Annotated in this window: 12 protein-coding genes; 11 read left to right on the forward strand and 1 reads right to left on the reverse strand. The window is 66.9% G+C overall.

Going from position 1 to position 12,564, the window contains the following annotated elements; genetic code table 11:
• Positions 1 to 84: 84 nt before the first annotated feature.
• The 7 genes from pyrR to pyrF are packed head-to-tail and all read left to right on the forward strand — an operon-like array spanning position 85 to position 8,817.
• The gene (gene pyrR / locus A5788_RS07880; RefSeq protein WP_005202678.1) at positions 85 to 657 is read left to right on the forward strand and encodes a bifunctional pyr operon transcriptional regulator/uracil phosphoribosyltransferase PyrR; all 573 of its coding nucleotides are present in this window, start codon (positions 85 to 87) and stop codon (positions 655 to 657) included.
• Entirely contained in the window at positions 657 to 1,628 is a 972-nt protein-coding gene (locus A5788_RS07885) for an aspartate carbamoyltransferase catalytic subunit (RefSeq protein ID WP_005202679.1), read from the forward strand. The genes pyrR and A5788_RS07885 overlap by 1 nt, the downstream gene beginning before the upstream one ends.
• On the forward strand, positions 1,625 to 2,956 hold the full coding sequence (locus tag A5788_RS07890) for a dihydroorotase (RefSeq protein ID WP_064870785.1): 1,332 nt from the start codon (positions 1,625 to 1,627) through the stop codon (positions 2,954 to 2,956). The genes A5788_RS07885 and A5788_RS07890 overlap by 4 nt, the downstream gene beginning before the upstream one ends.
• Complete coding sequence (locus A5788_RS07895; RefSeq protein ID WP_039854484.1) at positions 2,953 to 3,474, forward strand: PH-like domain-containing protein; 522 nt, start codon at positions 2,953 to 2,955, stop codon at positions 3,472 to 3,474. Before A5788_RS07890 ends, A5788_RS07895 begins: the two co-directional genes overlap by 4 nt.
• Positions 3,471 to 4,640: a glutamine-hydrolyzing carbamoyl-phosphate synthase small subunit gene (gene carA / locus A5788_RS07900; RefSeq protein WP_005202688.1), complete on the forward strand. Its 1,170-nt coding sequence runs from the start codon at positions 3,471 to 3,473 to the stop codon at positions 4,638 to 4,640. Before A5788_RS07895 ends, carA begins: the two co-directional genes overlap by 4 nt.
• Complete coding sequence (gene carB / locus A5788_RS07905; protein WP_005202689.1) at positions 4,640 to 7,975, forward strand: carbamoyl-phosphate synthase large subunit; 3,336 nt, start codon at positions 4,640 to 4,642, stop codon at positions 7,973 to 7,975. The genes carA and carB overlap by 1 nt, the downstream gene beginning before the upstream one ends.
• Complete coding sequence (gene pyrF / locus A5788_RS07910; RefSeq protein WP_005202690.1) at positions 7,975 to 8,817, forward strand: orotidine-5'-phosphate decarboxylase; 843 nt, start codon at positions 7,975 to 7,977, stop codon at positions 8,815 to 8,817. Before carB ends, pyrF begins: the two co-directional genes overlap by 1 nt.
• Positions 8,818 to 8,897: 80 nt before the next feature.
• Here pyrF and A5788_RS07915 read toward each other — a convergent pair whose 3' ends face one another.
• Positions 8,898 to 9,452, reverse strand: coding sequence for a hypothetical protein (locus A5788_RS07915; RefSeq protein WP_005202691.1), 555 nt, complete (start codon positions 9,450 to 9,452; stop codon positions 8,898 to 8,900).
• A gap of 613 nt (positions 9,453 to 10,065) precedes the next feature.
• On the opposite strand from A5788_RS07915, the gene mihF reads away from it, so the two are divergent.
• Genes mihF through coaBC form a run of 4 tightly spaced genes read left to right on the forward strand, consistent with a single transcriptional unit; the run spans position 10,066 to position 12,532 of the window.
• The gene (mihF, locus tag A5788_RS07925) at positions 10,066 to 10,380 is read left to right on the forward strand and encodes an integration host factor, actinobacterial type (RefSeq protein WP_064870783.1); all 315 of its coding nucleotides are present in this window, start codon (positions 10,066 to 10,068) and stop codon (positions 10,378 to 10,380) included.
• Positions 10,377 to 10,979 carry a guanylate kinase gene (gene gmk, locus A5788_RS07930; RefSeq protein ID WP_197494644.1) on the forward strand — a complete coding sequence of 201 codons (603 nt, stop codon included), beginning with the start codon at positions 10,377 to 10,379 and terminating at the stop codon, positions 10,977 to 10,979. The genes mihF and gmk overlap by 4 nt, the downstream gene beginning before the upstream one ends.
• A complete protein-coding gene (gene rpoZ / locus A5788_RS07935) occupies positions 10,976 to 11,275 on the forward strand; it encodes a DNA-directed RNA polymerase subunit omega (protein WP_005202695.1) in 300 nt (99 codons plus the stop codon). The genes gmk and rpoZ overlap by 4 nt, the downstream gene beginning before the upstream one ends.
• A 12-nt stretch (positions 11,276 to 11,287) precedes the next feature.
• A complete protein-coding gene (coaBC, locus tag A5788_RS07940; RefSeq protein ID WP_064870781.1) occupies positions 11,288 to 12,532 on the forward strand; it encodes a bifunctional phosphopantothenoylcysteine decarboxylase/phosphopantothenate--cysteine ligase CoaBC in 1,245 nt (414 codons plus the stop codon).
• Positions 12,533 to 12,564 lie beyond the last annotated feature (32 nt).

The following is a 12,564-nucleotide window of genomic DNA, read 5'->3' on the forward strand; positions in this document are numbered from 1 at the left end:
CCCTATGCCTACCGGCGTGTAAAGTATTCGGCGACAGACATCCTTTAACGATCCGTCCCGTGAGGCGGAGAAGGAGGTCCATACATGGGCGAACGTGTTCTGCTCGACGCCGCGGATGTGTCCCGCACCATCGCGCGCGTCGCGCACCAGGTCATCGAGAAGACGGCTCTGGGCTCACCCGATGCACCCCGCGTGGTAATCATCGGAATCCCGACGCGTGGAACAACTCTCGCCGATCGGCTGGCCGCGAGGATCAAAGAGTTCTCCGGCGTCGACGTTCCCGTCGGATACCTCGACATCACGCTCTATCGTGATGATCTCCGTGCCAAGCCGCACCGCCCCCTCGAACGCACGATGGTGCCCGCCGGTGGCGTCGACAACGCCGTCGTCGTCCTCGTCGACGACGTGCTCTACTCGGGCCGAACCGTCCGCGCGGCACTCGACGCGCTCCGCGACCTCGGCCGTCCGGCGGCAGTCCAGCTCGCTGTCCTCGTCGACCGTGGGCACCGCGAACTACCGCTACGCGCCGACTACGTCGGAAAGAACATCCCCACCTCGCGCGACGAGACCGTGTCGGTACACCTGACCGAGCACGACGGCGTCGACGAGGTCGTGCTCGGCTCGAAGGGGTCGAGCGACGAGCAGGCGGATCAGTGATGCGCCACCTACTCTCGACTGCCGACCTGACCCGCGACGACGCCACCGATCTTCTCGACGAGGCCGAGCGCTTTGAACAGGCGCTGACCGGCCGCGAGATCCGCAAACTCCCGACGCTGCGCGGACGCACCGTCATGACCGTGTTCTACGAGAACTCCACCCGCACAAGGGTTTCTTTCGAGGTCGCGGGCAAGTGGATGAGCGCCGACGTCATCAACGTGAGCGCGTCGAGCTCGTCGGTCAACAAGGGCGAATCGCTGCGCGACACCGCGAAGACGCTGCGGGCTGCGGGAGCCGATGCGCTCATCGTGCGGCATCCCGCGTCGGGCGCGGCACATCAGATCGCCGCCTGGACCTCCGGCGGATTCGGCCCGGACGGCCCGGATGCGGAGGGCACCGGACCCGCGGTGATCAACGCGGGTGACGGCACCCATGAGCATCCGACGCAGGCGCTGCTCGACGCCCTCACGCTTCGTCAGCGACTCGGCAGTATCGAGGGACGTCGGATTGCGATCGTCGGCGATGTGCTGCACTCGCGCGTCGCGCGGTCGAATGCGCATCTACTTTCCACCCTCGGCGCCGACGTCGTGTTGGTCGCGCCGCCGACGCTGCTTCCGGTGGGCGTCGACGAGTGGCCGGTCGAGACGTCGGGCAACCTCGACGCCGAACTACCGGGCGCCGACGCCGTGATGATGCTGCGGGTGCAGGCGGAGCGCATGAACGGTGGCTTCTTCCCGTCCGCACGCGAATACTCGGTGCGCTACGGGCTCAACGAGCGTCGGATGGGGTTGCTGTCCGACGACGCCGTCGTGCTGCATCCGGGTCCGATGCTGCGCGGCATGGAGATCGGCTACTCGGTGGCCGACTCGCCGCGCGCGACCATTCTCGAACAGGTGCGCAACGGCGTGCATGTCCGCATGGCGGTGCTCTTCCGGCTGCTCGCGGGCACAGAATCAGGAGGTGCGCTGTGACCGGCCCCAGCTCGGCAGCAGGATCGGTTGCCACGGGATCGGTGCTGATCCGCTCGGTCCGCCCGTACGGCGAGGGCGACCCGGTCGACGTACTGGTCACCGACGGCGAGATCGCGGAGATCGGAACGTCGATCGACGCCCCGGACGACATCGAGGTCGTCGACGGTGCCGGCGCGATCGTGCTTCCCGGCTTCGTCGACATGCACACGCATCTGCGCGAACCCGGCCGCGAAGACACCGAGACGATCCGAAGTGGTTCTGCCGCAGCGGCTCTCGGCGGATACACGGCCGTGTTCGCGATGGCCAACACCGCACCCGTCGCCGATAACTCGACGGTGACCGACAACGTCTGGCGTTCCGGACGCGAAGTCGGACTCGTCGACGTCTACCCGGTCGGGGCTGTCACCGTCGGACTCGAGGGCAAGCAACTCGCCGAGATGGGCATGATGGCGTCGGGGGCCGCGGGCGTCCGGATGTTCAGTGACGACGGAAAATGCGTCTCCGACCCGCTGCTCATGCGTAGGGCACTCGAATACGCCAAGGGGCTCGGCGTGCTCATCGCGCAGCACGCAGAAGAGCCGCGTCTGACGGTCGGGGCCGTCGCGCATGAGGGTCCTACAGCGGCACGGCTCGGACTCGCGGGCTGGCCCCGCGCGGCCGAGGAGTCGATCGTCGTCCGCGACGCACTGCTGGCTCGCGACGCCGGGGCGCGGGTGCATATCTGCCACGCGTCGACCGAGGGCACCGTCGCACTGCTGCGCTGGGCAAAGGAGCAGGGAATCGCCGTGACCGCAGAGGTCACCCCGCATCACCTGCTGCTCGACGACTCGCGGCTGCAGACCTACGACGCCATCAACAAGGTGAATCCGCCGCTGCGTGAGGAGCGCGACAAGGTGGCGCTGCGTCAGGCGCTGGCCGACGGGATCGTCGACTGCGTGGCGACCGATCACGCGCCGCACGCCGCGCAGGAGAAGTGCTGCGAGTTCGCGCAGGCCAAGCCCGGAATGCTCGGCTTACAGACCGCGCTCCCGATCATCGTCGAGACCATGGTCGCTCCGGGTCTGCTCGACTGGCGTGGCGTCGCCCGCGTCATGAGCGAACGCCCCGCGCAGATCGTCGGGCTCACCGATCAGGGCCGCCCGATCGCCGTCGGAGAACCCGCGAATCTGACGCTGGTCGATCCGGAGACGTCGTGGGTGGTGCACGGGCGCGAGCTCGCGAGCCTTTCCGACAACACCCCCTACGAGTCGATGTCGATGCCCGCGACCGTGGTGGCGACGCTGCTGCGCGGCGTGGTCACGGCACGCGACGGCGAGGTGACACGGTGAGTGCGTCGGAGATCATCATCGTGATCGTCGTCGTGCTGGTGTGGCTCGGACTCATCTCGCTGGTCCTGCGCGGATGGCGTAACCGGGGTCGTCGCCAGGCGGAGTTGATCGGCGAGATGCCCGTTGCCCCAACCGAACTCGGCGAGCCGCAGCTCGGCCCCGACTCCGGTGTGTACGTCGGCTCGACGCTCGCGCCGAGTTGGCAGAACCGAGTGGCAGTCGGCGACGTCGGCGATCGCGCCACCGCGACCATCTCGGCCTACCCCGACGGTGTGCTGCTCGAACGGCGTGGGGCCAGCGACATCTGGATTCCGCGCTCGTCGATCACCGCCGTCCGTACCGAGCGAGGGCTCGCGGGCAAGGTCATGACGGCCGACGGACTGCTGGTGATCCGCTGGGTGCTGCCCACCGGAACCGAGATCGATTCAGGAATGCGCGCGGACGACAAGACCGTCTACCCGGGATGGGTGGCCGCATTCGACACACAGCCCGATACAGAACAGAGGAAAGACCAATGACCGCAGCGGTTCTGGTGCTCGAAAACGGCCAGGTGTTCCGCGGCCGGGAATACGGCGCCGTCGGCGAGACGCTCGGCGAAGCGGTGTTCTGCACCGCGATGACCGGCTACCAGGAGACACTGACCGACCCCAGCTACCACCGACAGATCGTCGTCGCCACCGCTCCGCAGATCGGTAACACCGGTTGGAACAACGAGGACGGCGAATCGACCGGCAGTGCGGGCAGCGAGGGCGAGGTCGGCGACTCGGGCAAGATCTGGGTCGCCGGGTACGCGGTGCGCAATCCCACACGGCGCGTGTCGAATTGGCGCGCGACAACGTCCCTGGAGGACGAACTCGAGCGCCAGGGCATCGTCGGCATCTCGGGTATCGACACGCGGACCGTCGTGCGCGTGCTGCGCGACCACGGATCGATGCGAGCCGGGGTCTTCTCCGGTGGTGCGCTCGCCGACGACGACGAACTCATCGCCCGGGTGCGCAGCCAGCCGTCGATGAAGGGCGCGAACCTCGCGGGTGAGGTCAGCACCGACACCGGTTACCTCGTCGAACCGGCTTCCGACCCACGATTCACCGTCGCCGCAATCGATCTCGGCATCAAGACCAACACCCCGCGCATGTTCGCCGAGCGCGGCGTCGCCGTGCACGTGCTGCCCGCGGACGCCGGCTTCGACGCGATCGCCGAGTTGAAGCCCGACGGCGTGTTCCTGTCGAACGGTCCGGGCGACCCGGCGACCGCCGACGATGCCGTCGAGTTGACCCGGCGGGTCCTCGGCGCCGATCTGCCGCTGTTCGGCATCTGCTTCGGTAACCAGATCCTCGGCCGCGCGTTTGGCCGGAACACCTACAAGATGAAGTTCGGTCACCGCGGCATCAACATCCCGGTGATCGACGCGGCGACCGGCAAGGTGTCGATCACCGCACAGAATCACGGCTTCGCGCTCGAGGGCGAAGCGGGCGAAGAATTCGACACCGACTTCGGCCGTGCCCGCGTCAGCCACGTGTGCGCCAATGACGGAACCGTCGAGGGCGTCGAATTGCTCTCCGGCCGAGCGTTTTCGGTCCAATACCACCCAGAAGCGGCGGCCGGCCCACACGACGCCGCCTATCTGTTCGACAGATTCGTCTCCCTGCTGGAGGCAGATCGCGCACACGGAACGAGGTCCTAATGCCGCGCCGCGACGACATCAATCACGTCCTGGTGATCGGCTCCGGCCCGATCGTCATCGGACAGGCCTGCGAGTTCGACTACTCGGGCACCCAGGCATGCCGCGTGCTCAAGGCCGAGGGTCTGCGCGTGAGCCTGGTCAACTCGAACCCGGCGACGATCATGACCGATCCGGAGTTCGCCGACGCCACCTACATCGAGCCGATCACGGCCGAGTATGTCGAGAAGGTCATCGAGGCCGAGCGTGACTCCGGTCATCCGATTGACGCGGTGCTCGCCACCCTCGGCGGGCAGACCGCGCTGAACACCGCTGTGGCCCTGCATGATCGGGGGTCTCTCGAGAAGTACGACATCGAACTCATCGGTGCCGACTTCGACGCCATCCAGCGTGGCGAGGACAGGCAGATGTTCAAGGACATCGTCGCCAAGGTCGGGGGCGAGAGCGCGCGGTCGCGCGTCTGCCACACCATGGAAGAAGTGCGCGAGACCGTCGCCGACCTCGGGTATCCCGTGGTCGTGCGCCCGTCGTTCACGATGGGTGGCCTCGGTTCGGGTATGGCCTACAACGAAGACGACCTCGACCGCATCGCAGGTGGAGGCCTCGCGGCGTCGCCGACCGCCAACGTGCTCATCGAGGAGTCGATCCTCGGGTGGAAGGAATACGAGCTCGAGCTGATGCGCGACAACCGCGACAACGTGGTCGTCGTGTGTTCGATCGAGAACGTCGACCCGGTCGGAGTGCACACCGGCGATTCGATCACCGTCGCACCGGCGATGACCCTGACCGACCGTGAATACCAGAAGATGCGCGATCTCTCGATCGACATTCTGCGTGAGGTCGGCGTCGACACCGGCGGCTGCAACATCCAGTTCGCGCAGGACCCGCGCGACGGACGGCTCATCGTCATCGAGATGAATCCTCGGGTGTCCCGCTCGTCGGCATTGGCTTCCAAGGCAACGGGTTTCCCGATCGCGAAGATCGCCGCGAAGCTCGCCATCGGCTACAGCCTCGACGAGATCACCAACGACATCACGAAAGAGACCCCGGCCTGCTTCGAGCCGACGCTCGACTACGTCGTGGTCAAGGCGCCGCGCTTCGCGTTCGAGAAGTTCCCCGGCGCCGACGACACGCTGACCACCACGATGAAGTCGGTGGGCGAGGCGATGAGCCTCGGCCGCAGCTTCGCCGAGGCATTCGGCAAGGTGATGCGTTCGCTCGAGACCAAGGCGGCCGGATTCTGGACCGAGCCGAACCGGCCCGATCCGGCGACCGTCGACCTCGACGCCCTGCTGGAGGAGATCGCGACCCCCAAGGACGGTCGCATCTACAAGGTGATGCTCGCGTTCGACGCCGGAGCCACGATCGAGCAGGTCTACGACGCCACTGCCATCGACCCGTGGTTCCTCGCCGAGATCGCGGGGATCGGAGCGCTCGGCGCGCAGATCCGCGACGCCGACGAGCTCACCGAGGATCTGCTCCGCGATGCGAAGTCGAATGGCTTCTCCGATCGTCAGATCGCCGCTCTGCGTGACGATGTCGCCGACGAGAATGCCGTTCGCGCCCGTCGCCACGAGCTCGGCGTCCGGCCCGTCTACAAGACCGTCGACACCTGTGCCGCCGAGTTCGAGGCGAAGACGCCCTACCACTACTCGACCTACGAGCTCGATCCCGCGGCGACCAGCGAGATCGCTCCGCAGACCGAGCGGCCCAAGGTGCTGATCCTCGGTTCGGGCCCCAACCGCATCGGCCAGGGCATCGAGTTCGACTACTCGTGTGTGCACGCGGCGCTGACCCTGTCGGAGGCCGGCTACGAGACGGTCATGGTCAACTGCAATCCGGAGACGGTCTCGACCGACTACGACACCGCCGACCGCCTCTACTTCGAGCCGCTGACCTTCGAGGATGTGCTCGAGGTGTACCACGCGGAGTCGCAGTCGGGCACCGTCGCGGGAGTGATCGTCCAGCTCGGTGGGCAGACACCGCTCGGACTCGCCGACCGTCTCGAGGCGGCCGGGGTACCGATCGTCGGAACCAGCCCTGCGGCAATCGATCTCGCGGAGGATCGCGGTGAGTTCGGCAAGGTGCTCACCGCAGCCGGACTGCCCGCGCCAGCGTTCGGCACGGCCACCTCGTTCGAGGAGGCACGCGATACCGCCGCCCGGATCGGCTATCCGGTGCTGGTGCGCCCGTCCTACGTGCTCGGCGGTCGCGGCATGGAGATCGTGTACGACGAGGCATCGCTCGCCGACTACATCTCGCGCGCAACAGAATTGACGCCCGACCATCCGGTGCTCGTCGACCGCTTCCTCGAAGACGCGGTCGAGATCGACGTCGACGCCCTGTGCGACGGCACCGAGGTGTACATCGGTGGCGTCATGGAGCACATCGAAGAGGCCGGCATCCACTCCGGCGATTCGGCGTGCGCACTGCCGCCGATCACGCTCGGCCGATCGGATCTCGAGATGGTCCGACGCTCCACCGAGGCATTGGCCAAGGGCATCGGCGTGCGTGGACTCATGAACGTGCAGTACGCGCTCAAGGACGACATCCTGTATGTCCTGGAAGCGAATCCGCGTGCAAGCCGCACCGTGCCGTTCGTGTCGAAGGCGACGTCCGTCCCGCTCGCAAAGGCGTGCGCGCGCGTCATGCTCGGCGAAACCATCGCCGAACTGCGTGAGCAGGAACTGCTGCCCGCCACGGGAGACGGCGGCACCGCGCCGATCGACGCTCCCATCGCGGTCAAGGAAGCAGTGTTGCCGTTCAACCGCTTCCGCCGCTTCGACGGCACGGGAGTCGACGCGCTGCTGAGCCCGGAGATGAAGTCGACGGGCGAGGTCATGGGAATCGACGCCGATTTCGGGCGGGCCTTTGCCAAGTCGCAGACCGCGGCATACGGCTCACTGCCCACGCAGGGCGCCGTCTTCGTGTCGGTGGCCAACAAGGACAAGCGCGCGCTGCTGTTCCCGGTCAAACACCTCGCCGACCTCGGGTTCACCATCCTGGCCACCGAGGGCACCGCAGAGGTTTTGCGACGCAACGGAATCGTCGCGACGACGGTGCCCAAGCACTTCGAGGCCAAGCCGGGGGAGCGCACGATCGTCGACGCGATTCTCGCCGGTGAGGTCGCGATGGTGATCAACACGCCCTACGGCCAGTCGGGGCCGCGCGTCGACGGCTACGAGATCCGCAGTGCCGCCGTCACCGCCGGAATCCCGTGCATCACCACCGTGCAGGGAGCCAGCGCCGCGGTGCAGGGCATCGAGGCCGCGATGCGAAAAGAGATAGGCGTCGAATCGCTGCAGCGTCGGCACGCGACGCTGGTCAACGAGGGGTGATGAGTGTGACACGTTCGGACACAACAGGTTTCGCGGTTCACTACCGATCTGCTGTTGCCGAACGTGGCAGGCTGTGCGCCGGGATCGATCCCCACGTCGAGTTACTCGAGCAGTGGGGGTTGCCCGTCGACACCACTGGGCTGCGGCAGTTCGCCGACGTCTGCGTCGACGCGCTCGGCCCGGTCGCAGCCGTGATCAAACCGCAGGTGGCGTTCTTCGAGGCGTTCGGCGCAGCGGGATTCGCGGTGTTGGAGTCTGTCATCGCGGGGTGCCGCGCGGCGGGTGCCGTCGTACTCGCCGATGCCAAACGCGGCGACATCGGCTCGACGATGCAGGCGTACGCCCACGCGTGGCTCGACGAACGGTCACCACTGTGCGCCGACGCCGTCACCGTCTCGCCGTATCTGGGATTCGGCTCACTGTCGCCTGCGATCGACGCCGCGCGGCACGGGGGGCGCGGAGTCTTCGTGCTCGCACGCACATCCAACCCCGAGGGGGCAGGAGTGCAACTCGCCACGACGGGCGACCGGGCAGTCGGACAGACGATCGTCGACGACGCCGCTGAACAGAACGCTGACGGATCGGCGACGGTCGGGCTTGTCGTCGGAGCGACCCGTGCGCACGGGCTCGATCTGAGCGCACTGAACGGCCCCATCCTGGCTCCCGGTCTCGGGGCGCAGGGTGCGACGGCCGCCGACCTCCCCGAGGTCTTCTCCGGCGCCGACCCGGCCTGGGTGCTGCCCGCGAGTTCCCGCGGAGTGCTGCGCGTCGGTCCCGATGTCGCTGCGCTGCGGACGGCGTTCGCGCTTGCTCGCGACGAGGTAGAGGCCGCTCTGCGCTGATCGTCGGACGTTCCGAGGACTCCGACGACGAAACGCCCGCCCGACACTGTCTGTGCCGGACGGGCGCCTGCTTGTTCCTATCACCACAGGTCGTAGACGGCGTTCGCGTTGGGGAATCCGCTCGCGACCGAGGCATTGACGAAGTAGTGACCACCGGTGGTGCCGGTCATGTTGGTGTTCACAGCGCCGCGGACGTTCTCCAGCTCGTAGATCGCACGCGGGCCGAAGGCACCGACCTGGTAGTTGACGAACACCGTCTCCGACGGTGCGTTCGGTGCGCTCGCGGTGACGACCTCGCTGGCCCCCGGGGCCAGGGCGAACTGAGGTGCGTTGATCCACTGACCGGAGCCAGGCGTACCGCCCGCGTAGAACTCGGTGTGATTGGTGTGGTTGGTGATGGTCATGGCGACGGTCGGCTCTCCCGGGTGGTTCACCGGCAAGGTGCCCGCGTGTGCAGCGCCGACTCCGGCGGCAGCCAGCGTGCCGGCGATGCCGAGTCCTGCGACAACCGCCGCGGTGCGGATCGCGAAGGTCTTCCGGTGACGCGGCTTGGTCTGCTCGGTGCTTGCGGTGTTGGCGGTCTCGGTGCTTGCGGCGGCGGTGTTGGTCTCGGGGGTGGTGGTGTTGGCGTTCATGGTGTTTCTCCTTGCGACGGGGCCGCGTCCTTGGGGGGCGTGGTCGCTGTTTCTGACACCAATGACTTTGCCGCTCAGAAGCCCTTCGCAACCTCCGCCGACGGGCTGATCAGCAGGATGATCAGCGCATCCCCCGATCGGTGGATGTGGGCGTCAGCACAGGGGAGCGTCGAGGACGCGGCCGCGCGACACGCTCAAGCTGTGCATCAATTCGCGGAGTTTGTCGGTCGCAACTGCTGTCACAGCAGTACCAGGCGAGATTCGATGAGCATCGACGACGTCGAGGCGTCCGAGACACACGTGTCGCGGAGTCGACTCTGTGACCTGCGGTTTTGTGTGGATTCGTGGTCTGTCACAGCGAACGCGTAGGCTCTGCCGAGTCGTCGGTGAGCAGGGAGTTTCCCAACCCTCTACATCACCGAGGCCGACCGAAAACGCGGGGGTGCCTCTCGCAAATGCCTGTTCAGATGGGTACGGTCGCTTTCGCTGCAGTCATTCGACGTGATGGCGCCCCTGATCGGGCGAGTACACGTCGAGACACGCGGCCACACGCCACCGGAGCCTGCCCCGGGCGCCGGTGTAGTCAGTTCTAGAACGAAAGACGGAGGAACCCGTGGCGCTTCCCCAGTTGACAGACGAGCAGCGCGCCGCTGCGTTGGAGAAGGCAGCTGCCGCTCGCCGAGTACGCGCCGAGCTCAAGGAGCGTCTCAAGCGCGGCGGCACCGATCTCACGCAGGTGCTCAAGGATGCCGAGACCGATGAGATCCTCGGCAAGATGAAGGTCTCGGCTCTGCTCGAGGCGTTGCCGAAGGTTGGCAAGGTCAAGGCGCAGGAAATCATGACCGAACTCGAGATCGCCCCGACGCGCCGCCTGCGCGGCCTCGGCGATCGTCAGCGCGCGGCGCTGCTCGAGAAGTTCCCGTCCTGAGCGGGCAGAACACACACACGAGGGGCCGACTGGTTATTCTGGTCGGCCCCTCGGCCGTGGGTAAGTCGACCGTCGTGAGGCGAGTCCGCGAGCTCGTGCCCAACCTGTTCTTCAGCGTCTCCGCCACGACCCGCGCGCCGCGCCCGGGCGAGGTCGACGGGCGTGACTACTACTTCGTGTCCGACGCCGAGTTCGATCGCATGATCGCCGACGACGAATTCCTCGAGTGGGCAGAGATCCACGGCGGACTCCAGCGATCGGGCACGCCGGCGAAGCCTGTCGAAAACGCCCTCGCGACCGGTCAGCCGGTACTGTTGGAGATCGACCTGGCCGGTGCACGCAACGCGGTACGCCGACTTCCCGAGGCCATCACCGTCTTCCTCGCGCCGCCGAGTTGGGACGATCTCGTCGAACGACTCGCAGGTCGCGGCACCGAAACACCCGAGGCGGCGCAGCGTCGTCTCGAAACCGCCAGAACCGAAATGGACGCGCAGGGCGAGTTCGACCACGTGGTGGTCAACAACGAAGTCGACTCAGCCGCCCGCCAGTTGGTATCCTTGCTGGTTGGATCCGACAATACAAAGCAGGAGTTCGCGTGAGCACGCAGACCAATTTCGACACCCCCGAGATCGTCGACGCACCGTCGTACGACACCCCGCTCGGTATCACCAACCCTCCGATCGACGATCTCCTCGAGCGCGCGTCGTCGAAGTACGCCCTGGTGATCTACGCAGCCAAGCGCGCACGTCAGATCAACGACTACTACAACCAGCTCGGCGACGGCATCCTCGAGTACGTCGGCCCGCTGGTCGAGCCGGGTATGCAGGAGAAGCCGCTGTCGATCGCCATGCGCGAGATCCACTCGGATCTGCTTCAGCACACCGAGGGCGAGTAGCACTCACAGGAGATGTCCACTCCGGACGCCAAGCGGCGCATTCTGGTCGGTGTCGGCGGCGGCATCGCCGCATACAAGGTGTGCTCGGTCATCCGACACTTCACCGAGGCCGGACACGAGGTGCGGGTCATCCCGACCCGTGCAGCTCTCGAGTTCGTCGGCAAGGCAACCCTGGAAGCACTGTCGGGTCATCCCGTCTCGACCGAGGTCTTCGACCACGTCGACGAGGTGCCGCACGTGCGATTGGGCCAGGCTGCCGACCTGGTGATCGTCGCACCGGCCACAGCAGACCTGATGGCCCGTGCCGCGACGGGACGGGCCGACGACCTCCTCACCGCGTCGCTGCTGACGGTCACCTGTCCGGTGATGTTCGTGCCCGCCATGCACACGGAGATGTGGGAGCACCCCGCAACGCAGGCCAACGTCGCCACATTGCGTGAGCGCGGCGCCACTGTCGTGACACCGGCGTCCGGTCGGCTGACCGGTCGCGATACCGGCGCCGGGCGCCTACCCGAGCCGCAGGAGATCGCGCTGCTCGGCGAGTTGCTGCTCGACCGCTCCGACGCGCTGCCCTACGACCTCGCGGGTGCGCGCATCGTGATCAGCGCGGGAGGCACCCGTGAGCCGCTCGACCCCGTGCGCTACTTGGGCAACCGCAGTTCCGGGAAACAGGGCTTCGCACTTGCACGCGCCGCGGCACAGCGTGGCGCTCACGTCACCGTCGTCGCGGGTTCGACCAATGAGGCAGGCGAGCCTGCAGGCGTCGAGGTCATCCATATCGAGGACGCGCGCCAACTCGCCGACGAGATGACCAAGCGTGCCGCAGACGCCGACGCGGTGATCATGGCCGCTGCCGTCGCCGACTTCCGCCCGGTCACCGTCAACGACACCAAGATCAAGAAAAACGACGACGGCCCCGCACCCATCGAGCTGACGACCAATCCGGACATCCTGCGTGGACTCGTGCAGTCCAGGGAGTCCGGTGCCATCCCGTCCGAGGTGGTGATCGTCGGCTTCGCCGCGGAGACGGGCGACGACCAGGGTGGTGTGCTCGACCACGGCCGCGCGAAGCTGCGCCGGAAGGGATGCGACCTGCTCGTCGTGAACGCGGTCGGCGACGGCAAGGCGTTCGGCACCGAGGACAATACGGGCTGGTTGCTCGCGGCGAACGGCAACGAGACGTCGCTTCCGTACGGTTCGAAAACACTCATGGCGAGCCGAATACTTGACGAAGTTCGCGCTTTGCTGCCTGATTAGGTTCGCCCTCCACCTCGTCAATCGAATGTCCG

The organism is Gordonia sp. 852002-50816_SCH5313054-c (genome assembly GCF_001665925.1).
GTDB lineage: Bacteria > Actinomycetota > Actinomycetes > Mycobacteriales > Mycobacteriaceae > Gordonia > Gordonia jacobaea.